This window comes from Streptomyces zinciresistens K42 (assembly GCF_000225525.1).
Lineage (GTDB): Bacteria > Actinomycetota > Actinomycetes > Streptomycetales > Streptomycetaceae > Streptomyces > Streptomyces zinciresistens.
Map to the genome: position 1 here is coordinate 1 of NZ_AGBF01000049.1, position 20,781 is coordinate 20,781.

21 protein-coding genes, 1 tRNA gene, 1 pseudogene and 1 riboswitch are annotated in these 20,781 nt (G+C 70.1%); of the genes and pseudogenes, 14 read left to right on the plus strand and 9 right to left on the minus strand.

Annotation, left to right across the window (positions count from 1 at the left end):
* A pseudogene (locus tag SZN_RS42605) lies at positions 1-86 on the minus strand (type II toxin-antitoxin system PemK/MazF family toxin); the annotation flags it as partial.
* A 255-nt stretch (positions 87-341) separates the two neighbouring features.
* Between SZN_RS42605 and SZN_RS16470 the strand changes: the two are divergent.
* The gene (locus SZN_RS16470; protein ID WP_007496368.1) at positions 342-3,872 is read left to right on the plus strand and encodes a WD40 repeat domain-containing protein; all 3,531 of its coding nucleotides are present in this window, start codon (positions 342-344) and stop codon (positions 3,870-3,872) included.
* Here SZN_RS16470 and SZN_RS16475 read toward each other — a convergent pair whose 3' ends face one another.
* The gene (locus SZN_RS16475; protein ID WP_007496370.1) at positions 3,873-4,181 is read right to left on the minus strand and encodes an NIPSNAP family protein; all 309 of its coding nucleotides are present in this window, start codon (positions 4,179-4,181) and stop codon (positions 3,873-3,875) included.
* 382 nt (positions 4,182-4,563) lie between these two features.
* Between SZN_RS16475 and SZN_RS16480 the strand changes: the two genes are divergently transcribed.
* Positions 4,564-5,316 carry an MBL fold metallo-hydrolase gene (locus tag SZN_RS16480; RefSeq protein ID WP_007496371.1) on the plus strand — a complete coding sequence of 251 codons (753 nt, stop codon included), beginning with the start codon at positions 4,564-4,566 and terminating at the stop codon, positions 5,314-5,316.
* 72 nt (positions 5,317-5,388) lie between these two features.
* Here SZN_RS16480 and SZN_RS16485 read toward each other — a convergent pair whose 3' ends face one another.
* Positions 5,389-6,639 carry a PTS transporter subunit EIIC gene (locus SZN_RS16485; protein ID WP_007496372.1) on the minus strand — a complete coding sequence of 417 codons (1,251 nt, stop codon included), beginning with the start codon at positions 6,637-6,639 and terminating at the stop codon, positions 5,389-5,391.
* A 122-nt stretch (positions 6,640-6,761) separates the two neighbouring features.
* Positions 6,762-8,051: a PTS transporter subunit EIIC gene (locus tag SZN_RS16490; protein ID WP_007496373.1), complete on the minus strand. Its 1,290-nt coding sequence runs from the start codon at positions 8,049-8,051 to the stop codon at positions 6,762-6,764.
* Positions 8,052-8,227: 176 nt separating this feature from the next.
* Here SZN_RS16490 and SZN_RS16495 point away from each other — a divergent pair, with 176 nt between their 5' ends.
* From SZN_RS16495 to rdgB, 4 genes are all read left to right on the plus strand, one after another.
* Complete coding sequence (locus SZN_RS16495; protein WP_007496374.1) at positions 8,228-8,461, plus strand: PTS sugar transporter subunit IIB; 234 nt, start codon at positions 8,228-8,230, stop codon at positions 8,459-8,461.
* A gap of 74 nt (positions 8,462-8,535) precedes the next feature.
* Positions 8,536-9,282 (plus strand): ribonuclease PH, encoded by a 747-nt coding sequence (gene rph, locus SZN_RS16500; RefSeq protein WP_007496375.1) that lies wholly within the window; start codon positions 8,536-8,538, stop codon positions 9,280-9,282.
* 144 nt (positions 9,283-9,426) lie between these two features.
* The gene (locus tag SZN_RS16505; RefSeq protein ID WP_007496376.1) at positions 9,427-9,828 is read left to right on the plus strand and encodes a hypothetical protein; all 402 of its coding nucleotides are present in this window, start codon (positions 9,427-9,429) and stop codon (positions 9,826-9,828) included.
* A 46-nt stretch (positions 9,829-9,874) separates the two neighbouring features.
* Positions 9,875-10,480, plus strand: a complete 606-nt coding sequence (gene rdgB, locus SZN_RS16510; RefSeq protein WP_007496377.1) for an RdgB/HAM1 family non-canonical purine NTP pyrophosphatase — start codon at positions 9,875-9,877, stop codon at positions 10,478-10,480.
* A 4-nt stretch (positions 10,481-10,484) separates the two neighbouring features.
* Here the strand turns inward: rdgB and SZN_RS16515 are convergent.
* Positions 10,485-10,568, minus strand: a tRNA-Leu gene (locus SZN_RS16515).
* Between the two features lie 39 nt (positions 10,569-10,607).
* Entirely contained in the window at positions 10,608-11,075 is a 468-nt protein-coding gene (bcp, locus tag SZN_RS16520) for a thioredoxin-dependent thiol peroxidase (RefSeq protein ID WP_007496378.1), read from the minus strand.
* 95 nt (positions 11,076-11,170) lie between these two features.
* Between bcp and SZN_RS16525 the strand changes: the two genes are divergently transcribed.
* From SZN_RS16525 to SZN_RS16535, 3 genes are all read left to right on the plus strand, one after another.
* Entirely contained in the window at positions 11,171-11,500 is a 330-nt protein-coding gene (locus SZN_RS16525; RefSeq protein ID WP_007496379.1) for a DUF3618 domain-containing protein, read from the plus strand.
* A gap of 131 nt (positions 11,501-11,631) precedes the next feature.
* Complete coding sequence (locus SZN_RS16530) at positions 11,632-11,988, plus strand: GroES family chaperonin (RefSeq protein WP_007496380.1); 357 nt, start codon at positions 11,632-11,634, stop codon at positions 11,986-11,988.
* 73 nt (positions 11,989-12,061) lie between these two features.
* A riboswitch (guanidine-III (ykkC-III) riboswitch) is annotated at positions 12,062-12,123 on the plus strand.
* Positions 12,124-12,158: 35 nt separating this feature from the next.
* On the plus strand, positions 12,159-12,479 hold the full coding sequence (locus tag SZN_RS16535) for a DMT family transporter (protein WP_007496381.1): 321 nt from the start codon (positions 12,159-12,161) through the stop codon (positions 12,477-12,479).
* Between the two features lie 21 nt (positions 12,480-12,500).
* Here SZN_RS16535 and SZN_RS16540 read toward each other — a convergent pair whose 3' ends face one another.
* Positions 12,501-15,527: a transglycosylase domain-containing protein gene (locus SZN_RS16540; RefSeq protein WP_007496382.1), complete on the minus strand. Its 3,027-nt coding sequence runs from the start codon at positions 15,525-15,527 to the stop codon at positions 12,501-12,503.
* Positions 15,528-15,749: 222 nt separating this feature from the next.
* Between SZN_RS16540 and SZN_RS16545 the strand changes: the two genes are divergently transcribed.
* The 3 genes from SZN_RS16545 to SZN_RS16555 are packed head-to-tail and all read left to right on the plus strand — an operon-like array spanning position 15,750 to position 18,390.
* Complete coding sequence (locus tag SZN_RS16545; RefSeq protein ID WP_007496384.1) at positions 15,750-16,550, plus strand: ABC transporter permease; 801 nt, start codon at positions 15,750-15,752, stop codon at positions 16,548-16,550.
* Positions 16,543-17,364 carry an ABC transporter permease gene (locus SZN_RS16550; protein WP_007496385.1) on the plus strand — a complete coding sequence of 274 codons (822 nt, stop codon included), beginning with the start codon at positions 16,543-16,545 and terminating at the stop codon, positions 17,362-17,364. The genes SZN_RS16545 and SZN_RS16550 overlap by 8 nt, the downstream gene beginning before the upstream one ends.
* Positions 17,365-17,373: 9 nt before the next feature.
* The gene (locus SZN_RS16555; protein ID WP_007496387.1) at positions 17,374-18,390 is read left to right on the plus strand and encodes an ABC transporter ATP-binding protein; all 1,017 of its coding nucleotides are present in this window, start codon (positions 17,374-17,376) and stop codon (positions 18,388-18,390) included.
* Between the two features lie 123 nt (positions 18,391-18,513).
* Here the strand turns inward: SZN_RS16555 and SZN_RS16560 are convergent, their stop codons facing one another.
* Together SZN_RS16560 and SZN_RS16565 are read right to left on the minus strand one after the other, a co-directional pair.
* Positions 18,514-18,726, minus strand: a complete 213-nt coding sequence (locus tag SZN_RS16560) for a DUF397 domain-containing protein (protein ID WP_425274448.1) — start codon at positions 18,724-18,726, stop codon at positions 18,514-18,516.
* Positions 18,723-19,607 carry a helix-turn-helix domain-containing protein gene (locus SZN_RS16565; RefSeq protein ID WP_043731138.1) on the minus strand — a complete coding sequence of 295 codons (885 nt, stop codon included), beginning with the start codon at positions 19,605-19,607 and terminating at the stop codon, positions 18,723-18,725. The genes SZN_RS16560 and SZN_RS16565 overlap by 4 nt, the downstream gene beginning before the upstream one ends.
* A 216-nt stretch (positions 19,608-19,823) precedes the next feature.
* Here SZN_RS16565 and SZN_RS16570 point away from each other — a divergent pair, with 216 nt between their 5' ends.
* Complete coding sequence (locus SZN_RS16570) at positions 19,824-20,144, plus strand: recombinase family protein (protein ID WP_007496394.1); 321 nt, start codon at positions 19,824-19,826, stop codon at positions 20,142-20,144.
* Positions 20,141-20,713, plus strand: a complete 573-nt coding sequence (locus SZN_RS37675; protein ID WP_007496396.1) for an ATP-binding protein — start codon at positions 20,141-20,143, stop codon at positions 20,711-20,713. Before SZN_RS16570 ends, SZN_RS37675 begins: the two co-directional genes overlap by 4 nt.
* Positions 20,714-20,781 lie beyond the last annotated feature (68 nt).

The following is a 20,781-nucleotide window of genomic DNA, read 5'->3' on the forward strand; positions in this document are numbered from 1 at the left end:
CGCCCCCGGCCCCATCCGTCCACGAGCGTGGCGAGCAGTGCGAGCAACACCACCGCCGCGAGCGCCAACCACCACGACGTGTTCATGAGAACGAAGGTACCGGCGCACGGGGTCCCGGAGGGGGGTTGTCCGGGCAACCGGCGGGCTTGGTGCCGGTGTGGAGAACGAGGCAAGGAGCCGTGACCGGTTTTCTCGGGGGCTGTTGAGATCACGCCGCCCACCGCAGATGATGTTCCACGGGCGTCGGTGACCCGACGCCATGACGCGGTTGCGGCGGAGCGGGGGCGGGGAGTGCTGCGGCGACGTGGCGACGTGCTGGCTGGTGCGTCATGAGGAACCGTTTGCAGTTACTGCTCCAGGTCCTGTTGGTGCTCGTCGCGAGCCTGCTCGGAATCGTCACCAACTACGCCACCAACGAGAACGACGTGCCGTGGCTCCTGCAGGTGCTCCAGCAGGTCGCGATCCCGGCCATCGGCCTGCTGATCGTCACCATGGTGGTGGTGCAGCTCGTCGTCCACCGCCTGGAGAATCCCGGGCCTCCGCCGACGGACTGGCCCCGCGACCGCGTCCCGTATCCCGGCTTGGACGCCTTCGTGGAGGACGAGGCCGCCGTGTTCTTCGGCAGGGAGGCCCAGTCCGAGGATCTGACGCGCCGGCTGCACGAAGCGCAGGACCGTCCCGCCGACAGGCTCCTCGTCCTCGTCGGGGCCTCGGGGAGCGGCAAGTCGTCGCTGGTACGGGCGGGGGTGATGCCGCGGCTGCGCGGTCGGCGCTGGTCGGTCCTCCCCGCCTTCTCTCCGGGCCCCAACCCCCTGGCGGCCATGGCGTCCGTGATCTCTGCGGCCGATGGCGGGCGCGAACCGGTGAGCGCGGTATTGCGGCGCCTGCGCCAGGACCCTGCCGCCCTCCTTGCGGAGTTGTCCCGGCTGCGCGCCGGCAGGTTCCGCCGCATGCTCGTCGTGGTCGACCAGTTCGAAGAACTCGTCACTCTCGCCGGCGAGCGCGAGCGCACCCAGTTCCTCGAAGCCCTCCACGCCTGTGTGACGCGCGATGCGAGGATCCGCGTACTCGCCACCCTGCGCGTCGACTTCCTGGGACCCCTCCTCGCCACGGACCACGCCGACCTCTTCCAGCACCCGGTCGCCATCGGCGCGCTCGGCAGGAGACAGCTCGCCCAGGTGGTCGAGCAGCCGGCCACTCTTGTCGACCTCTCCTTCGCACCCGGTGTCGTGGAGGCCATCGTCAACGACGCGGGCACGGACGACGCCCTGCCGCTGCTCGCCTATCTGTTGCAGGAGCTGTACTTCGCCTCCGGCCCCGGCGAGACGGTCACCGAGGAGCTGTACCGCGGCCTCGGTGGCGTGGCCGGCACCCTCGCCCGGCAAGCCGACCACATCGTGGCGGAGCTCGGCTCCGCGGACGACGGCATCGACTCGGTGCTGGGGGTGCTGCTGAGGTTCGTCACCGTCCAGGGCCAGGAGACGGCCCGGCGCCGCGTGCCGCTCGCCGAGCTGACGGCACAGGAACGACGCGTCGTGGACGCCTTCGTCGAGGCACGCCTGCTGATGTCCGACGTACGCGCCGGCCAGGAGTCCTACGCGCAGGTCACCCACGAGGCGCTGTTCCGCCAGTGGGCACCCTTGCGGCAGGAGGTGGAGGCACGCGCGGAACAGCTGCGTCAACGCGCGGAACTCGAACGGTGGGCGGAGGACTGGGAGAGCTCCGGGCGCGGCGCCGACTATCTGCTCACCGGCGAGAGGCTCGCTCTCGCCCAGAGGTGGCTGCTCGCGCTGCGGGAGAGCGGGCAGGCCGCGACGGAGGCGGCACAGTCGCTCGTCGAGTCGTCGCAGCGGCGTGATCTCGCGTTCCTGCGCCGTGTTTCGGACAGCATCGGACAGCAGGTGCTCGGTGCCGTGGACCAGCAGCCCGAGCAGGCCCTCCTCCTGGCGCTTGCCGCGCTGGGCGAATGCACGCCGACCCCGAAGGCCCGGCGCGGCCTGATGACGGCTCTGGCGTTCAGCCACGGGCGCATCCAGCTGGACGGGCACACCGACACCGTCCGGCACGTCGCCTGGTCGCCGGACGGACTGCTTCTGGCCACCGCGTCCAGAGACGGCACGGCCAGGGTCTTCGACGCCCTGTCGGGTCGCTCCGTGCGGGTCCTGCCGTCCGAGGGCGTGATGGTCGAGGGTGTGGCCTGGTCGCCGGACTCCGCACGGATCGCCAGCGTGGGCCGCGACCGCGTCGTACGGATCTGGGACGCCGCGTCCGGGGAGCCCCTGCGCCTGCTCACCGGTGCCTCCGACATCGGACGGCAGGTGGCCTGGTCGCCCGACGGCCGGTGGATCGCGGGCAGTTCACGCGACCAGAGGGTGCGGGTATGGGACGCCGAGACGGGCGACCTGATCCGCGAGCTGCGCGGACACCGCGACGATGTGTGGGGCCTCGCCTGGTCCCCGGACAGCGCCCACCTGGCGTCGTCCTCGCACGACCAGACCGCCCTGGTGTGGGATCTGGCCACCGGCACCCCGGTGACGACGCTGTCCGGCCACTCCGACTTCGTGGAAGGCATCGCCTGGTCCCCGGACGGACGCCGCATCGCCACCGGATCCGGTGACCACACGGTCCGCGTCTTCGACGCCCGGAGCGGCGCGCAGCGGCTCCTGGTCCGCGGCCACACGGACTACGTCTGGAACATCGCCTGGTCGCCCGACGGGCAGATGCTCGCCTCGGCCTCCTCCGACCAGAGCGTACGCATCGTCGACGCGCACGACGCGAAGGTCGTCGCCGTCCTGCGCGGGCACTCCGACACGGTGTGGGGCGTGACCTGGTCCCCGAGCGGCGACAGGCTCGCCACCAGTTCCACCGACGGCACGGGCCGCATCTGGGACCTACGCCCCGGGGGCGCCGAACGCCTGCTTCTCCACGGGCACCGAGGGCCCGTGAACCAGGCTGCCTGGTCGCATGACGACACCCGCATCGCCACCGCCTCGGACGACGGAACGGTCCGCGTGTGGGACGCCACCACGGGAGCCCTCTCCGGGGGCGTCATCCAGCAGACGGGCCGTGTGTGGAGCGCCGCCTGGTCACCGCTCGACGATCGCCTGGCCATCAGCACCGACGACGGTGTGTTCCGCCTCGTCACGGAGAACCGGGCCGCCGCCTTCGACCACCGGGTACCTGTGGTCGAGTCGGTCGCGTGGTCCCCCGACGGCAGCCGCGTCGCCACCGGGGACCACGACGGCACTGTGAGGATCTGGTCGGCCCGAGCCGGGGTGGAGCTCGTCTCCCTGGGAGGACACCAGGACTGGGTCGGACGCGTCGCCTGGTCCTCCAGCGGTCGCCTTCTCGCCAGCGTCTCGGACGACCGTACGTGCCGGCTCTGGGACGTTGCCGAATGCCGACAGCTCACCGTGCTGCGCGGGCACGACGACTATGTCGACGACGTCGCCTGGTCCCCCGACGAGGGCCGCGTCGCCACCGCCTCCGGGGACTGGACAGCGGCCGTGTGGGACACCGCCACAGGCCGCCGCGTCGAGATCCTCAAGGGCCATGAGGGCCGCGTCCGCGCCGTGGCATGGTCTCCGGACGGCAGCCGCATCGCCACCGGATCCGACGACCGCACGGTGCGCCTCTGGTCGTCCGACACCTTTGAGGAGATCGCGATCGTAGGGGTGCACCAGGACAGGCTGGCCTCGGTCGCCTGGTCCCGGGACGGCACTCGCCTGCTCACCGGCTCCTTCGACGGCACCGCCCGGGTGTGGGCCGCCGAGCCCGACTTCGACCGTCTTGAGGCAGAAGCACGCGGCCGGGTCTTCCGCGTCCTCAGCGACGTCGAGCGACGGCACCACATGCTGCCGCCGAGCCCGTGATCACCCTTGCAGGTCCACCGTCTCGACCGTGCGGTCATCGGTGTGCACCAGGTACTCGTCCGGGTCGAGGTCCATCGCCTCGCGCTGCGGCGAGGCCCAGTAGAGCGCGTTCCGTTCGGCGAAGGTCTCCGGGCCGTCGTACGAGATGAGCCAGACGAACCGGTTGCGCTCGCGGTCTGCCCAGGCGCCGCCGATGGTGAAACCCAACTCCCGTCGCAGCGGCACGATTTCCGCACGCCACCGCTCCACCCACATGTCGAGCATGCCCTCCCGGACGGTGTAGGTGCGCAGCTGGGTGGTCCTGGGCATACGAGTCCCTCCTGAGTCCTGGCTCCGGGACCGCAGCGTACGCGTCGCAGCGCCGCCAGAGCGATGTCGTGCCACAGCTCCCGGGCGCCGGGAAGGCGCCGCCGCCGGCCTCGCGGACCAGGCCCCTCGTCTGGGGATCACCTTGCCGACCCGATGAAGACCGCGCGATGCGCGAGGCCCCTCGGATGCCCGCTGGGCATGATCGAACGGCTGCTCGTCCCGTAGCCCGGATGGCAGAGCACCACAGGTGAGTTCGCCCACAACGGACCTGTGCGGAGGAGCGACCGGAGGTTTTGCGCCTTACGCTCAACAAACCGCACGACCCCCCGACGCTCCCCTTCCCGGTCTCGCCGGATTTCCCGCCAGCGGAGGTTTCTGTTTCATGAAGCTCACCGTCGTCGGCTGCTCGGGGTCGTTCCCGTCCGCGGAATCGGCCTGTTCGAGCTACCTCGTCGAGGCCGACGGCTACCGGCTGCTTCTCGACATGGGCAACGGCGCCCTGGGCGAGCTGCAGCGCCACTGCGGTCTCTACGACCTCGACGCGATCTTCCTCAGTCATCTGCACGCCGACCACTGCATCGACATGTGCGCGTACTTCGTCGCGCGCTACTACCGGCACGACGGCGGCCGCTGCGACCCCGTCCCGGTCTACGGACCCGAGGGCACCGAGCAGCGTCTGACCACCGCCTACGCCGACACCCCCACCGCCTCGTCCATGAGCGAGGTCTTCGACTTCCACACGGTCAAGCCGTCCACCTTCGACATCGGCCCCTTCACGGTGCACACCGAACGCGTGGCCCACCCGGTGGAGGCGTACGGCATCCGCATCGAGCACGGCGGCAGGACGCTGACCTACTCCGGCGACACGGGCGTGAGCGCGTCCCTGGACGAACTCGCCCGCGACGCCGACCTGTTCCTGTGCGAGGCCGCGTTCACGCACGGCAAGGAGAACATCCCGGACCTGCACCTCAACGGCCGCGAGGCAGGCCAGTCGGCGGCCCGCGCGGGTGCCCGGCGCCTGCTCCTCACGCACATCCCGCCGTGGACCGACCCCCAGGTCAACCTCGCCGACGCCCGCGCGGTCTTCGACGGCCGGGTCGAGCTGGCCGCGCCGCGGCGGACGTACGAGGTCTAGCCCTGAGGGACAGCGGAAGGCCCCGGAACCGGTGAGCTGAGGTTCCGGGGCCTTTCCGCCATGCCGCGGGGCTCACGCCTTGGTGAGGTCCTCGGTCTCCTCCTCGGGCTCGCGGCCCGGGGTGGGGAGGTTCCACTTGGTGATCGCGAAGCGGAAGACGGAGTAGTAGACCGCGGCGAAGACGAGACCGATCGGGATGATCAGCCAGGGCTTGGTCGCCAGGTTCCAGTTGAGCCCGTAGTCGATGAGGCCCGCGGAGAAGGTGAAGCCCGCGTGGACGCCGAGCGCCCAGGTGATCGCCATCGACAGGGCGGTGAGCACGGCGTGGATCACGTAGAGCGCCGGGGCGATGAACATGAACGCGAACTCGATCGGCTCGGTCACACCGGTCACGAAGGACGTCAGCGCGAGCGAGACCATCATGCCCGTCACGGCCTTGCGGCGCTCGGGGCGGGCGGAGTGCGCGATGGCGAGGGCGGCGGCCGGCAGACCGAACATCATGATCGGGAAGAAGCCCGACATGAACTGCCCGGCGGTCGGGTCGCCGGCGAAGAAGCGGTTGAGGTCGCCGTGCACCATCTGACCGGCGGCGTCCTTGAAGTCGCCGAGCTGGAACCAGGAGACGGTGTTCACGAACTGGTGCATGCCGACCGGGATCAGCGCGCGGTTGATCAGACCGAACAGACCCGCGCCGACCGCGCCGAGACCGGTCATCCACTCGCCGAAGTCGGAGATGACCTCGCCGATGGGCTCCCAGACCAGGCCGAAGAAGACGCCCATGAGCGTGCCGACGAAGGCCATGACGATCGGGACGAGACGGCGGCCGTTGAAGAAGCCGAGCCAGTCCACCAGCTGCTTGCGGTGGTAGCGCTGCCACAGGACGGCGGACAGCAGACCCATGACGATGCCGCCGAGGACACCGGGGTTGTTGTAGGTCGCGGCTATGTCCGCGCCGGCCTGGACCTTGGCCTCGGTGACCGGGAACGCCTTCAGTACGTTGCTGTAGACCAGGAAGCCGACGAGCGCGGCGAGAGCGGTCGAGCCGTCCGACTTCTTGGCGAAGCCGATCGCCACACCGATGCAGAACAGCATCGGCAGGTTGTCGAAGATCGCGCCACCGGCGGTGGCGAACACGGCCGCGACCTTGTCCCAGCCGAGCCCGTCCTTGCCGAACACATCGGGCTGGCCCAAGCGGAGCAGAAGACCCGCGGCCGGCAGCACGGCGATCGGGAGCTGAAGGCTGCGACCGACCTTCTGCAGGCCCTGGAACAGGCCGGATCCCCTCTTCTTCGCGGGGGCCGCCGATGTGGTGGCGGTGCTCATGGACTTCCTCCATCGGGTGGTGGTCTACACCACTCAGTGGTGTAGACCTGTTGTAGCACGATGAAGGTGGCGTAAGGAACCAGTGATTCCCCGGGTTCTCCGGACCGTTATCTGGCCTTATGTCAGACCTTTGTCACGTCCTCCACTTCGTCCTCCGGCTCCCTGCCCGGCGTCTTGAGATCGAACCTGGTGATCGCGAAACGGAAGACGGCGTAGTAGACGGCGGCGAAGCAGAGGCCGATCGGGATGATGGCCCAGGGCTTGGTCGCCAGGTTCCAGTTGATGACGTAGTCGATCAGTCCGGCGGAGAAGCTGAAGCCGTCGTGGACCCCCAGTGCCCAGGTCACCGCCATCGAGACGCCCGTCAGCACCGCGTGCAGCGCGTACAGCACAGGGGCCACGAAGAGGAACGAGTACTCGATCGGTTCGGTGATGCCCGTGACGAACGACGTCAGGGCCACCGACAGCATCAGGCCGCCGACCTCCTTGCGGCGGCCCGGCCGGGCGCAGTGGGTCATCGCCAGCGCCGCGGCGGGCAGCGCGAACATCATGATCGGGAAGAAGCCCGAGGTGAACTGGCCGGCGTCGGGGTCGCCCGCGAGGAACATGTTGATGTCGCCGTGCACCACCGTGCCGTCCGGCTTGGTGAACGTGCCGAACTGGAACCAGATGGGCACGTTGAGGAACTGGTGCAGCCCCACGACCAGCAGCGCGCGGTTGGCGATGCCGAACACGCCCGCGCCCCAGGCGCCTAGGCCGCTCATCCAGTCGCTGAAGCTCTCCAGCGCGTCACCGATCGGCGGCCACACCCACAGGCACAGCGCGGCGAACACGATCGCCACGAAGGCCATGATGATCGGCACCAGCCGGCGGCCGTTGAAGAAGCCCAGCCAGTCGACCAGCTTCGTACGGTGGTAGCGGGCCCAGAAGAAGGCGGCCAGCAGGCCCATGACGATGCCGCCGAAGACCCCCGGGTTCTGGAACTCGAAGACGGTGACCGTGCCGTCCTGCACCTGGCAGCCCACGTTGGGTACGGCCTTGGAGCCCTCGGGGCAGTCCTGGGGGAACTGCCGCAGCACCGTCCAGTAGACGAGGAAGCCGGCGACCGCCGCCAGCGCGGTGGAGCCGTCGGACTTCTTCGCCATGCCGATGGCCACGCCCACGCAGAACAGCAGGGGCAGCCCGAGGGAGCCGTCGAGCAGCGCGCCGCCCGCGCCGACCATCACCTTCGAGACGTCGGTCCAGCCGAGGCCGTCGTCGCCGAACACGTCGGGCTGGCCGAGCCGGTTGAGGATGCCCGCCGCCGGCAGGACCGCGATCGGCAACTGGAGGCTGCGGCCCATCTTCTGCAGACCCTGGAAGAGGGTGTTCCAGCGGGCGCGGGCGGGGCTCACCGCACTGTCGGCACTCATCCGAACCCCTCCGTCGGCGGGCGGTTTGTCGGCCGTCCCCACGGTGGTGTAGACCAGTTGACGGACGGTTCCGCTGTCGTGATCGCCATCCTTCGGCACCGACGGCATGACCGCTCGCGAAGATGGGCCAACTGTGGGTTACTGCGACAAAGCGGTTCGGATCAGGGAGAAGGAACATGGCCAGCAAGGCTGAGAAGATCGTCGCCGGGCTCGGCGGCATCGACAACATCGAGGAGATCGAGGGCTGCATCACCCGTCTCCGCACCGAGGTCAGCGACCCCGGACTGGTCGACGAAGCCGCCCTGAAGGCCGCCGGAGCCCACGGCGTGGTGAAGATGGGCACCGCCATCCAGGTCGTCATCGGCACCGACGCCGACCCGATCGCCGCGGAGATCGAAGACATGATGTGAGCCGCGCGCTCACCCGCGAGGAGCCCCTCCCACCGCGGGAGGGGCTCCTTCCTTTCGGGCACTAGGCTCACGCCATGTCCTCAACGCCCCGCATCGACGGCCGCACCCCCGACCAGCTCCGCCCGGTCGGCATCGAACGCAACTGGAGCAAGCACGCCGAGGGCTCCGTCCTCGTCTCCTTCGGCGACACCAAGGTGCTGTGCACCGCCTCCTTCACCGAAGGGGTCCCGCGCTGGCGCAAGGGCAGCGGCGAGGGCTGGGTCACCGCGGAGTACGCCATGCTGCCCCGCGCCACCAACACCCGCGGCGACCGCGAGTCCGTCCGGGGCAGGATCGGCGGCCGCACCCACGAGATCAGCCGGCTCATCGGCCGCTCCCTGCGCGCGGTCATCGACTACAAGGCGCTCGGCGAGAACACGATCGTCCTCGACTGCGACGTCCTCCAGGCCGACGGCGGCACCCGCACCGCCGCCATCACCGGCGCCTACGTCGCCCTCGCCGACGCCGTCTCCTGGGCCCAGGGCCGCAAGCTGGTCAAGGCCGGCCGCAAGCCCCTCACCGGCACCGTCAGCGCCGTCTCCGTGGGCATCGTCGGCGGTGTGCCGCTGCTCGACCTGCGCTACGAGGAGGACGTGAAGGCCGACACCGACATGAACGTGGTCTGCACCGGCGACGGCCGGTTCGTGGAGGTGCAGGGCACCGCCGAGGCCGAGCCCTTCGCCCGCGCGGAGCTCAACGCCCTGCTGGATCTGGCGGTTTCCGGATGCGGGGAACTCGCGGATCTTCAGCGCAAGGCGCTTGATACCGTCCTGGAAAGGTAAAGAGAACACCAAGGACGGAACAGGACCCCGGGCAACCGCGGCACGCCTCCCGGCGTCACTAGGAGTACGGGCGTACGGCACACCACCGTGCGCCCGCCAGTGAACGGGGGCCGCGAGGTCCGGGCAGGGGAGGGAACGTCAACCATGGCCACGAGCCGACGCCGGAGCCGTATCGCCAGAGCAGCCGCAGCCATCGCGGCGGTCGGCCTGACGGCCGGGCTGACCACCGGCTGCAACGCCGTCGGCAAGGCGCTGGACTGCGTCCAGACCGCCGACACCATCGCCGACAGCGTCACCCAGCTCCAGCAGGCCGTCGAGAACGCCGCCAACGACCCGACGCAGCTGGAGCAGTCGCTGACCTCGATCGACAAGAACCTCGGCAAGATAGGCGACAAGACCGGCAACACCGATGTCAACAAGGCGGTGGGCGACCTCCAGAAGGCCGTCACCAACGTCCGCGACGCCGTGCAGAACGGCGACGCGACCCCGGACATCACCCCGGTCACCCAGGCCGCCGGCGAACTGACCAAGGTCTGCACGCCGTAACCCACCGGGCGGCGGAACGGGCGGGCGGGGCCGGGATACTGGACCCATGACCCGCCTCATCCTCGCCACCCGCAACGCCGGGAAGATCACCGAGCTCCGGGCGATCCTCGCCGACGCAGGTCTCGACCACGACCTCGTCGGCGCGGACGCCTACCCGCAGATCCCCGACGTCAAGGAGACCGGCGTCACCTTCGCCGAGAACGCCCTGCTCAAGGCCCACGCCCTGGCGCGGGCCACGGGGCTGCCGGCCGTCGCCGACGACTCGGGCCTGTGCGTCGACGTGCTGAACGGCGCTCCCGGCATCTTCTCGGCCCGCTGGGCCGGCCGGCACGGCGACGACGAGGCGAACCTCAACCTGCTGCTGGCCCAGCTCGGCGACATCGACGCCCCGCACCGCGGCGCCCACTTCGCCTGCGCGGCGGCGCTCGCCCTGCCGGACGGCACGGAACGCGTCGTCGAGGGACAGCTGCGCGGCACCCTGCGCACCGCCCCGGCGGGCGCGAACGGTTTCGGCTACGACCCGATCCTCCAGCCGCAGGGCGAGAGCCGGACCTGCGCGGAGCTGAGCCCCGCGGAGAAGAACGCCATCAGCCACCGCGGCAAGGCGTTCCGGGCGCTGGTGCCGGTGGTGCGGGAACTGCTCGTGCGGTAGACGGTGCGGCCGGAGGGACTCGAACCCTCACGGGTGTTACCCCACTGGGACCTAAACCCAGCGTGACTGCCAATTCCACCACGGCCGCGTGACCTTGCCCGGCCATGCTACTGGCCGGGCCGGGAGCTCAGATGCCCAGATCCTTGATGATCTTCGCCACGTGACCGGTCGCCTTGACGTTGTACAGCGCCCGCTCGACCTTGCCGTCCTCGTCGACGACGACCGTCGAGCGGATCACGCCCACGACCGTCTTGCCGTAGAGCTTCTTCTCGCCGAAGGCGCCGTAGGACTCCAGGACCTTCTTGTCCGGGTCGGCCACCAGCGTGACCTTCAGGGACTCCTTCTCGCGGAACTTCGCGAGCTTCTCCGGCTTGTCGGGGGAGACGCCGATGACGTCGTAGCCGGCCCCGGCGAGGACTTCCAGGTTGTCCGTGAAGTCGCAGGCCTGCTTGGTGCATCCGGGCGTCAGGGCGGCCGGGTAGAAGTAGACGATGACCTTGCGGCCCTTGTGGTCCGCGAGGGACACGTCGTTGCCGTCGGCGTCGGGCAGGGTGAAGGCGGGGGCCACGTCCCCCGGCTGGAGTCGCTCGCTCATCGGACCAGCCTAACCGGGGAGCCTGACGGTGCGGTCCGGCGTGGAACTGACAGACTGTCCGGAAACAGCATCAGCATCACTTCGGAGGCCGTACGGTGGCGGACACGTCGGACACCAGAACACCGGCTCAGATCGAGGCGGACATCACGCGCCGCCGGGCCGTGCTTGCCGAGACGCTCGACGAGATCGGGGTGCGCGTGCACCCGAAGACGATCGTCGGCGACGCCAAGGCCAAGCTCGCCTCGAACATCGACCACACGCTCGGCAGGGCCTACGTCGGGGTCAACCGGGCCGTGAGCGACGCGAGGTCCCGGTTCACGGACGAGAAGGGCGCACCCCGGCTGGAGCGGATCGTGCCCGTCGCCCTCGTCGCGGTCGGACTCGTGGGCCTGCTGGCCCTGAACACCCGGCGCCGCCGCGGCTAGGGAGTGTTGCGAAAGTAGCGTCGTCCGCCCGCCGGGCAGGCGGGACTTTCGAAACACGCCCTCGTGCCGCGGCACCGGCTCCCGGCCGACCCACGGCGTACGCGGGCGACAAAGGCAGGTAGGTTCAAGGTGTGAGCGCCAGAAGAAACGAGCACAGCACCCAGCACGACAAGCTGCCCATCCGGATGCTGCACGACCGGGTTCTCGTCCGGCAGGACACGACCGAGGGCGAGCGGCGTTCCGGCGGCGGCATCCTCATCCCCGCCACGGCCGCCGTCGGCCGCCGGCTGGCCTGGGCCGAGGTCGTCGCCGTCGGGCAGAACGTCCGTACCGTGGAGCCCGGCGACCGCGTCCTGTACGACCCCGAGGACCGGGCCGAGGTCGAGGTGCGCGGCGTCGCCTACGTGCTGATGCGGGAGCGGGACCTGCACGCCGTGGCCGCCGACCGTTTCGAGGGCTCGGAGGACTCCACCGGGCTCTACCTGTAGGTCCACGACACCTCTGGTTCCACGGGAAGAGGGGCTGGTGACCATGGTCACCAGCCCCTCTTCCCGTTTCTTTGCTAGCTTTGAAGAAGCCCGACGAGACGCGCCGTACCGGGACGAAGGCAAAGACGACGCAGCCCGCCCTGTGTCGTCACGTCCCGGAGGTGCCTGTCATGGCCTGGGTCCTGCTCATCGTCGCCGGTCTGCTGGAGGTCGGCTGGTCCGTCGGCATGAAGTACACCGACGGCTTCACCCGGCTGGTCCCCAGCCTGTTCACCGGCGCCGGCATCGTCGCCAGCATGATCCTGCTGTCCTACGCCGCCCGCTCCCTGCCCATCGGCACCGCCTACGGCGTGTGGGTCGGCATCGGCGCGGCCGGCGCGGCGGTGGTCGGCATGGTGGTGCTGGGCGAGCCCGTCACCGCCGCGCGGATCTTCTTCGTCTGCCTGCTGCTGGTCGCCGTGGTGGGGCTGAAGGCGACCAGCGGTCACTGAGAAGCGCTCACTGAGAAGCGCTCACTCTCTGCGGGTGGTGCCGGGCAGACCGACCGTGGTCCCCGTCGTCCCGGTGCCCCCGCTGTTCGTGGAGCCGTCGGTGGTGCCGCCGGTCTGGCCTCCGGTGTCGGTGCCCGCGCTGCCCGTGCCGCCCGAGGTGGAGCCGTCGGTGGTCCCGCCGTCCCCCGTGCCGCCGGTGCTCTCGCCGCCCGTGCCGCCGTCGGTGGCGCCCCCGTCGCCCGTGCCGCCGTTCTGGCCGCCCTCGGTGAGGCCGCCGTCCGGCTCGCCCGGCGTCTGCCCGCCGGTCTGGCCCTCGGTGTCCTGGCCGGGGGTCGGCTGCCCGGAGGCGCCGCCGTCCTCGCCGCCGGTGCTCGGGTCGCCCGCCGTCGGGTCGGTCGTCGGGTCCTGCGGGGCGTTCGCGTTCTCCTGGAGCCGCAGGTCGAACTGCTTGGCCGGCTTGCCCTTCAGGGCCTGCTTGGTGAACTGCGCCCAGATCTCGGTGGGCGCCCCGCCGCCGTTGATGCGGGGCAGGCCCATCACGCCGTACAGCGACTTGTGCTTGGCCGTGACCGGGTCCTGGCCCATGACCGCCACCACGGTGGCCAGATCGGGGGTGTACCCGGCGAACCAGGCCGCCTGGTCCTCCTCGGCCGTACCGGTCTTGCCCGCGGCGGGGCGGCCCGCGGCCAGCGCGGCGGTGGCGGTGCCGTTGTCGACGACGCTGCGCAGCACCGACGTCGTGGTGTCGGCGGCCTCGCGGCTGATGGCCTGGGTGGTCTTGCGCGCGGGCAGCTCTATGACGTCGGCGCCGTCCCGCGTGACCTTCTCCACCAGGGTGTACGTGCCGTGCTTGCCGTTGTTGGCGAGGGTCGCGTACGCCTCGGCCATGTCCAGGACGCTGGCCGTGGCCGTGCCGAGCGCGATGGACGGGTACGGCTGGAGGTCGGGTGTCGCCGCGGGCAGACCGAGGGCGACCGCCGTCTTCTTCACCTTGTCCGGGCCCACGTCCACGGCCATCTGCGCGTACACCGAGTTGACGGACTTGTCGGTGGCCGCGCGCACCGTGACGTTGCCGTAGGAGACGTCGTCCTCGTTGCCCGGCGCGTACGACCCGCCGGACCAGCCCTGGACCGGGCGCTTGTCGGTGCCGTCGTAGACCGTGTTCGGGGTGATCGTGCGGCCGTCCTGGGTGGTCGAGCCGTTCTCCACGGCCGAGGTGAACACGAACGGCTTGAAGGTCGAGCCGACCTGGAAGTCCCGGCGGGTGGCGTTCGGGGTGTACTGCTTCACGTAGTCGATGCCGTTGTACATCGCGACGACCTTGCCGGTCTTCGGGTCGACGGAGGCGCCGCCCGCGCGGACGTAGTTGTCGACCTTGCGGTTCTTCTTGTCCAGCCTGGAGATCAGCTTGTCGTTGACGGCGTCGACGAACGCGTCCTGCTTGTCCTTCTGCAGGGTGGTGGTGATGCGGTACCCGCCGCGGTCCAGCTCCTCCTTGGCGACGATCCTGTTCTTGATCAGGTGGTCCTGCACGATCTGCACGATGTAGCCGCGCTGCCCGGACAGCCCCGTCGAGGTCGCCGTCTCCTTCGGCATCGGGAACTTCAGCCCGGCCCGCTCGGAGGCGCCGAGCCAGCCCTTCTTCACCATGCCGTCCAGGACGTAGTTCCAGCGGGCCAGGACGGCCTCCTTGTTCTCCGGGCGGGCGACGACGTCGTACTCGCTGGGCGCGTTGACCAGCGCGGCCAGGTACGCGGCGCGGGCCGGGTCGAGGTCCTTGGCGTCCATGCCGTAGTACGCCTGGGCGGCGGCCTGGATGCCGTAGGAGTTGCGGCCGAAGAAGCTGGTGTTGAGGTAGCCCTCCAGGATCTCGTTCTTGGACTTCTCGCGGTCCAGCTTGACCGCGATGATGAACTCCTTGGCCTTGCGGGTGACCGTCTGCTCCTGGCGCAGGTAGTAGTTCTTCACGTACTGCTGGGTGATCGTGGAGCCGGACTGCTTGCCCTTGCCGGTGGCGGTGTTCCAGGCGGCGCGCAGCATCGCCTTGGGGTCGATGGCGGACTCGGTGTAGAAGTCGCGGTCCTCGGCGGCCAGGATGGCGTACCGGGACGCCTTGGACATCTGCGCCAGCGTGATGTTCTCCCGGTTGACCTCGCCGTCGCGGGCGATCACGGAGCCGTTGGAGTACAGGTAGACGTTGGCCTGCTTGGTGGCGAGCGCGTTGGCCGGCGGGATCTTGACCAGCGAGTAGGCGAGGAAGAAGACGCCGCCGAGCAGCAGGACGCCGATCACGAAGGTGCCCAGCAGGATGCGCCAGGTCGGGACGAGCCGCCGCCAGCCCGTGCGCTTGGGCCGGCGCGGCTTGCCGCCGGACTCCTGCCGCGCCTGGGTCTCCGGCTGGATCTGTGACTGGGCCTGGGTCTGGGCCGGTGCCTGTGCGTGGCCCTGTGCGTGGCCTTGTGTCTGGGGCTGGGCCTGGGTCTGGGCCTGGCTCTGGGGCTGGGCCTGCGTGTACGCCTGGGCGGGCGGCGGCGTGGGCGGCCGGGAGTGCGCCGGCGACTGTGTCCCGGCCGTGGCCTCGGCGCCGGGGGCCGGCGCGGGCGGTGCCTTCGGACGCCTCAGTGCCTGCGTGCGCTCCATGGGGTCGGGGTCCGATTCCGGTTCCGTCCCCGGCCGCGGGCCGGGCGCGGGCGGTGCCTCGGCCCGTGCCTGCCACCGCAGGTCCGGGCGCGGCCCGGCCTTCGGCCCGGGGGTCCGGTCGGCGGAGGGCCCGGCCTTCGGCCCGGGGGCCGCGGCGGGGGCCGGTCCCGCCTTCGGCTCCGGCTCCGGGGCCCGGTCGGGGGCCGGACCGGCCTCGGCCTTCGGCTCCGGCTCGGGCCGTGCCCCGGGCTTCGGCCGCGCCTCGGCCTCGCGGTCCGGCTGTGCCTCGGCCCGCGGTTCCGGTTCCCTTTCCGGCTCCGGCTGTGCCACGGCCTCGGGCTCCGGATCCCGGTCCGGATGTGCCTGTGCCTTCGGCTGCGGCTGCGACTCGTCGCTCATGTCGTGCACGGACTCCTGTTTCGCCTCGTACGTTCTGTACGCCCTCGTACGCCTACTGCGCCCCATTGAAGACTCTCGCCACGGGCGATCCGTTCCCGGAAAACCCGCGTGTCCGCGGAAAGTGAGCGGACTCTCGCGCCGGGCCCTGCCGGAAATTGCCTGGCGGCCCCCGCCGCCCGCGCACTAGGCTCCTGCGCTTCGGTGCCGGTGCGGGTGAGGAGGGCTGTGGACATGGGCTCCGGACGGTTGTACGCGGCCGTCGCGGCGGGGGGGTTCAGACGGTACGCGACCTACCGTCTCGCCACGGCGGCAGGGGTGTTCACCAACACCGTCTTCGGTGTGATCCTCGTCTACACCTACCTGGCCCTCTGGGACGAGAAGCCGCATCTCGGCGGATACGACCAGGCCCAGGCCGTCACCTACGTATGGCTCGGCCAGTGCCTGTACGCCACCCTCGCCATCCAGGGCGGCGGCGCCGAGCGTGACCTGATGGAGCGGATCGGCACGGGGGAGATCGCCGTCGACCTGTACCGCCCGGCCGACCTCCAGCTGTGGTGGCTCGCCGCCGACCTGGGGCGGGCCCTGTTCCAGCTGGTGGGGCGGGGCGTCGTCCCCTTCCTGTTCGGCGCCCTGTTCTTCCCGATGGCGGTGCCGGCCGGGACCGCGCCCTGGGCCGCCTTCGCCGTCACCCTGCTGCTCGCGGCGGTCGTGAGCTTCGCGATCCGCTATCTGGCGGCGCTCAGCGTCTTCTGGCTGATGGACGGCAGGGGCGTCAACCAGGTCCTGATGATCACGGGCATCTTCTTCTCGGGCATGGTGCTCCCGCTGAACGCCTTCCCGGGCACGTTCGGCGAGATCGTGCGCGTGCTGCCCTGGGCGGCGCAGGTCCAGATGCCGGCGGACGTGCTGATGGGGGAGACGGGCGCGCTGCGCGCGTTCGCCTTCCAGGCGGGCTGGGCGGCGGTCCTGCTGCTGGCGGGGCGGCTGCTCCAGGCGGCGGCGACCCGGCGGGTGGTGGTGCAGGGTGGCTGAGCGCGGCGCCGTCGTCGAGGGGGTGCGGGCCTACCGGCTGATCGCCGTGATGTGGGTGCGCTCCAGCATGACCTACCGCACCTCCTTCGCCGTGACGCTCCTCGGCAACCTGATGGTGACCGGCCTGGACTTCGTGGGGATCCTGCTGATGTTCTCCCAGGTCGACTCGCTGGGCGGCTGGTCGCTGTACGAGGTCGCCTTCCTCTACGGGCTGTCGGCGACCTCGTTCGGCCTCTCCGACCTGGCGCTCGGCTCGCTGGAGGGCCTGGGCGGGCGGATGCGCGACGGCTCCTTCGACGTGCTGATGGTGCGTCCGGCGCCGGTGCTGGCCCAGGTCGGCGCGGACCGCTTCGCACTGCGCCGGCTGGGCCGGATCACCCAGGGCCTGGTGGTGCTGTGCTGGGCGCTGGTGTCGGTGGACGTCGAGTGGACCGCGGCGAAGGCGCTGCTGGTGCCGGTCATGGTGATCAGCGGGGCGGCGATCTTCTGCGCGGTGTTCGTGGCCGGGGCGGCCTTCCAGATCCTGGCGCAGGACGCCGCCGAGGTGCAGAACGCCTTCACCTACGGCGGGACCACGCTCCTGCAGTATCCGCCGACCGTGTTCGGCAAGGACCTGGTGCGGGGCGTGACCTTCATGCTGCCGCTCGCCTTCGTCAACTGGGTGCCGGCCGCCCATGTGCTGGGGCGGCCGTACCCCGTCGGCCTGCCCGGGTGGGCGGCGTTCGCCTCGCCGGCGGTGGCGCTGGTGTGCTGCGCGTCGGCCGGTCTGGCGTGGCGGGCCGGGCTGCGGTCGTATCGGAGTACGGGGAGTTAGGGGATCGGGATGGCGGTGTCCGACGACGAGGCGTTCATCGACGTCGACAAGGTGGAGAAGGTGTTCGACGTCCGGCGCAGGGCCGGCTTCCTCAGGCGGGAGCTGCGCCGGGTACGGGCCGTCGACTCGCTCTCCTTCCGCGTGGCGCGCGGCGAGATGGTCGGCTACATCGGGCCCAACGGCGCCGGCAAGTCGACCACGATCAAGATGCTGACCGGCATCCTCACCCCGAGCGGCGGCCGGCTGCGGGTGGCGGGCATCGACCCCTCCCGCGAGCGCACCCGGCTCGCACACCGCATCGGCGTGGTGTTCGGGCAGCGCACGACGCTGTGGTGGGACCTGCCGCTGATCGACTCGTACCGGCTGATGCACCGCATGTACCGCATCCCCGACGCCCGTTACCGCGAGAACCTCGACCGGCTCGTCCACCTGCTCGACCTGGGCGCGCTGCTGGACGTGCCGGTACGTCAGCTCTCGCTCGGGCAGCGGATGCGCGGGGACGTCGTCGCGGCGCTGCTGCACGACCCGGAGGTGCTGTACCTGGACGAGCCGACGATCGGGCTCGACGTGATCTCCAAGGCCAGGGTGCGGGAGTTCCTGCGGGAGGTGAACGCCGAGCGCGGCACGACGGTCCTGCTGACCACGCACGACCTCCAGGACATCGAGCGGCTGTGCTCACGGGTGATGGTCATCGACCGCGGCCGGCTGATGTACGACGGGCCGCTCGCCGGGCTGCACGAGGTCGGGGAGAGCGAACGCACCCTCGTCGTCGACCTGGAGCGCGAACTGCCGCCCATCGAGGCGGAACCCGCGCGCGTGGTGCGGGTGGAGGGCCCCCGCCAGTGGCTGGCCTTCCCGGCGGGGGAGTCGGCGGCGGCGCTCGTCGCGCGGATCGCGGCACGGTACCCGCTGGTGGACCTGTCGGTGCGCGAACCGGACATCGAGTCCGTGATCGCGAGGATGCTGCACGCCCCGGGCGACGCCGCCGGGCTTCCGCAGGACCGGTCCGAGGGGGTGGGTTCCTAGCCGCCCGCTCCGCCGGGGCGTCGCCGTGGTGCCGGGCTTCCGGCGACGTGGTTCCTGCCGTGGAAGAGCGCCCGGACGGTGCGACGCTCGGGCGCTCCTGCCACTGTGGGCTGACGGGCGGTGCTACTGCCGCTTGAACTCGCCATCCAGTACGCCGCCCTCGAACGCGGCCCACTCGCCAGGGGTGAAGACGAGCGCCGGGCCGTTGCCCCTGTCCTTGCTGTCTCGCATGGCCACACGGCCGTCGTCGAGGAAGGCGACCTCCACGCACTGCCCGTTGTTCTGGGAGCGGCTGGACTTTCGCCACACCGCGCCCGCGAGGTCTGAACTCATCATCGCGCAAACTCCTTTGCCGCCTGGTGAAGCATGTTCTGGGTGTCCTTGGCGTTCAGGGTCGTGTCCCAGATCGATGTGAACGCCTGGTCGTACCGCTCGATCTCTTGCGGTTTGTCGAGGTAGAGGTCACCGGTGAAGCCCTCCATGTAGACGGTGGTCGGCTCCATCGGCTGACCGTCCCCGTTGACAGGGAAGCCGAGGATGGTGAACGGGCCGGACATGAGCCCGTGGTGCAGGCCCGCCGCGAACGGCACGACCCGCAGGGAGACGTTCGGCATGTCCATCGTCTCCGCCAACCGCTCCAACTGGCGAGCCATTACTTCACCTCCGCCGACCGGCTGGCGCAGTACCGCTTCACCAAGCGCCAGTTGCAGGGTGGGCGGGGCGGTCACCCTGGTCAGCAGTGCCTGCCGTGCGAGTCGGACGTGCACGCGGCGTTCGATCTCGTCAGCGTCGACATCGGGGTTGTCCGCCTGGATCAGGGCGCGGGCGTAGTCGTCCGTCTGCACCAGGCCGGGCACCAGGTCCTTGATGTACTGCCGCAGGCCGGCCGCCGCGCCTTCGAGACCGATGAACAGGTCGAACCCCTCCGGGATCACGTCACCGTAGGAGTGCCACCACCCTCGGTTCTTCGTCTCCTTGGCGAGGCCCATCAGGCCCTTGGTCAACTCGGCGTCCGCCCCGTACACACGGCACATGGTCTCGACGTCCAAGCTGCGCATGGACGTCTGACCCGTCTCGATGCGCCAGATCTTCTGATCCGACCACTCCAGGGCCGTCGATGCCGCCCGCACCGTCAGCCGCGCGCGATTGCGCAGCTCACGCAAGTGTCGCCCCAGCTGACGACGGGGGACGGTCGAACCGCTTGCCGCTTCTGCCACTTGGCCTGCCTCCGATCTGGAACCAACCTTACATCCGGAATGGAACCCCGAATGGTTCGATTGCGGAATGAGATACATGTGTTCGAGTAATTCGATTCTGGATATCCAATCTGGAGTGTTGCATATTCCAGTAGTCCAATGCTTCACTCGGTAACCCCACAGGACCGCCGCGAACACGCAGCGTGTGATCGCAGGCATGGCGAGGGAGACCGAAGCGTGTTGAATCCGCTGATCTTTGGCTATCTGCGTGTCCCCGACGACATGAGCGACGAGGAGGCGAAGAACAAGCAAGACGACCTCAACTCGTACGCGGAAACCAACGGCTACCGACTGGTCGCCGTGTTTCACGAATACGGGACAGGGGCGCAGACGGCGTTCGCGGAATTGATCCAGGCGGTTGAGCGCGCCGAGGCGAAGCACGTGGTCGTGCCGACCTATCGGGAGCTGGCGCTCAACAGGTCGCTCCAGGAGGCCATGCTGACCTACCTCTCGTACGTCACGGGTGCCGAGCTGATCAGCTTGGACGAGTGCTCATGATCACCCAGGTGCTGCCTTACCAGCCGCGGAACGTGTGCTTCTTCGACCAACTGTCGCTGGCGGCGTTGCGGTCGGCTGTGTCGAACTCCCGCCACTTCCTCCGGTTGGCCTTGAGCAAGTGGCAGGCAGCGTTCATCGAGGACGACGCTCTCCTGATCGCCTCGGAGTTGGTGACCAACGCGATCACGGCGACGGGCACACCGACTGAGACCCCGGTGTGGGGCGAGTGGGAAAAGCTCTACCTCGTCCATGTGCGGCTGGTCGGCCTGGAGGACAGCGTCGTCATCGAGGTGTGGGACGCCTCGAAGGAGGCGCCTGTACTCAGGGAGGCCGACGACGACGCCGAAGGCGGACGCGGTCTGCTGCTCGTGCAGCAGCTCGCGAAGCGCTGGGGTTCCTACCGCACCGCAGGGGGCAAAGTGGTCTGGGCGGAAGTGGCGGTACGACCGCCGCAGCCCACGGCGCCTCCGGAGCGGGAGACGCCGGCACGGTCACCGGTCCTGCCGCCCGTGGTGCCGGACGTGGGGTACCCGCGCCGCGTGTCGGCGGGCTTGGAGACGTCCCTGTGACGCAACTTGCCTCGCGCAGCGGATGCGGGCGACCTGGACGGTACGTCCGGCCTCGGATGCTGCACACC

Coding starts and splice junctions, on each gene's coding strand:
- SZN_RS16555 (WP_007496387.1), top strand. CDS start 17,374: ATGGCGGTGTCCGACGACGAGGCGTTCATCGACGTCGACAAGGTGGAG.
- SZN_RS16560 (WP_425274448.1), bottom strand. CDS start 18,726: ATGATGAGTTCAGACCTCGCGGGCGCGGTGTGGCGAAAGTCCAGCCGC.
- bcp (WP_007496378.1), bottom strand. CDS start 11,075: ATGAGCGAGCGACTCCAGCCGGGGGACGTGGCCCCCGCCTTCACCCTG.
- SZN_RS37675 (WP_007496396.1), top strand. CDS start 20,141: ATGATCACCCAGGTGCTGCCTTACCAGCCGCGGAACGTGTGCTTCTTC.
- SZN_RS16490 (WP_007496373.1), bottom strand. CDS start 8,051: ATGAGTGCCGACAGTGCGGTGAGCCCCGCCCGCGCCCGCTGGAACACC.
- SZN_RS16495 (WP_007496374.1), top strand. CDS start 8,228: ATGGCCAGCAAGGCTGAGAAGATCGTCGCCGGGCTCGGCGGCATCGAC.
- rdgB (WP_007496377.1), top strand. CDS start 9,875: ATGACCCGCCTCATCCTCGCCACCCGCAACGCCGGGAAGATCACCGAG.
- SZN_RS16545 (WP_007496384.1), top strand. CDS start 15,750: ATGGGCTCCGGACGGTTGTACGCGGCCGTCGCGGCGGGGGGGTTCAGA.
- SZN_RS16485 (WP_007496372.1), bottom strand. CDS start 6,639: ATGAGCACCGCCACCACATCGGCGGCCCCCGCGAAGAAGAGGGGATCC.
- SZN_RS16480 (WP_007496371.1), top strand. CDS start 4,564: ATGAAGCTCACCGTCGTCGGCTGCTCGGGGTCGTTCCCGTCCGCGGAA.
- SZN_RS16475 (WP_007496370.1), bottom strand. CDS start 4,181: ATGCCCAGGACCACCCAGCTGCGCACCTACACCGTCCGGGAGGGCATG.
- rph (WP_007496375.1), top strand. CDS start 8,536: ATGTCCTCAACGCCCCGCATCGACGGCCGCACCCCCGACCAGCTCCGC.
- SZN_RS16505 (WP_007496376.1), top strand. CDS start 9,427: ATGGCCACGAGCCGACGCCGGAGCCGTATCGCCAGAGCAGCCGCAGCC.
- SZN_RS16535 (WP_007496381.1), top strand. CDS start 12,159: ATGGCCTGGGTCCTGCTCATCGTCGCCGGTCTGCTGGAGGTCGGCTGG.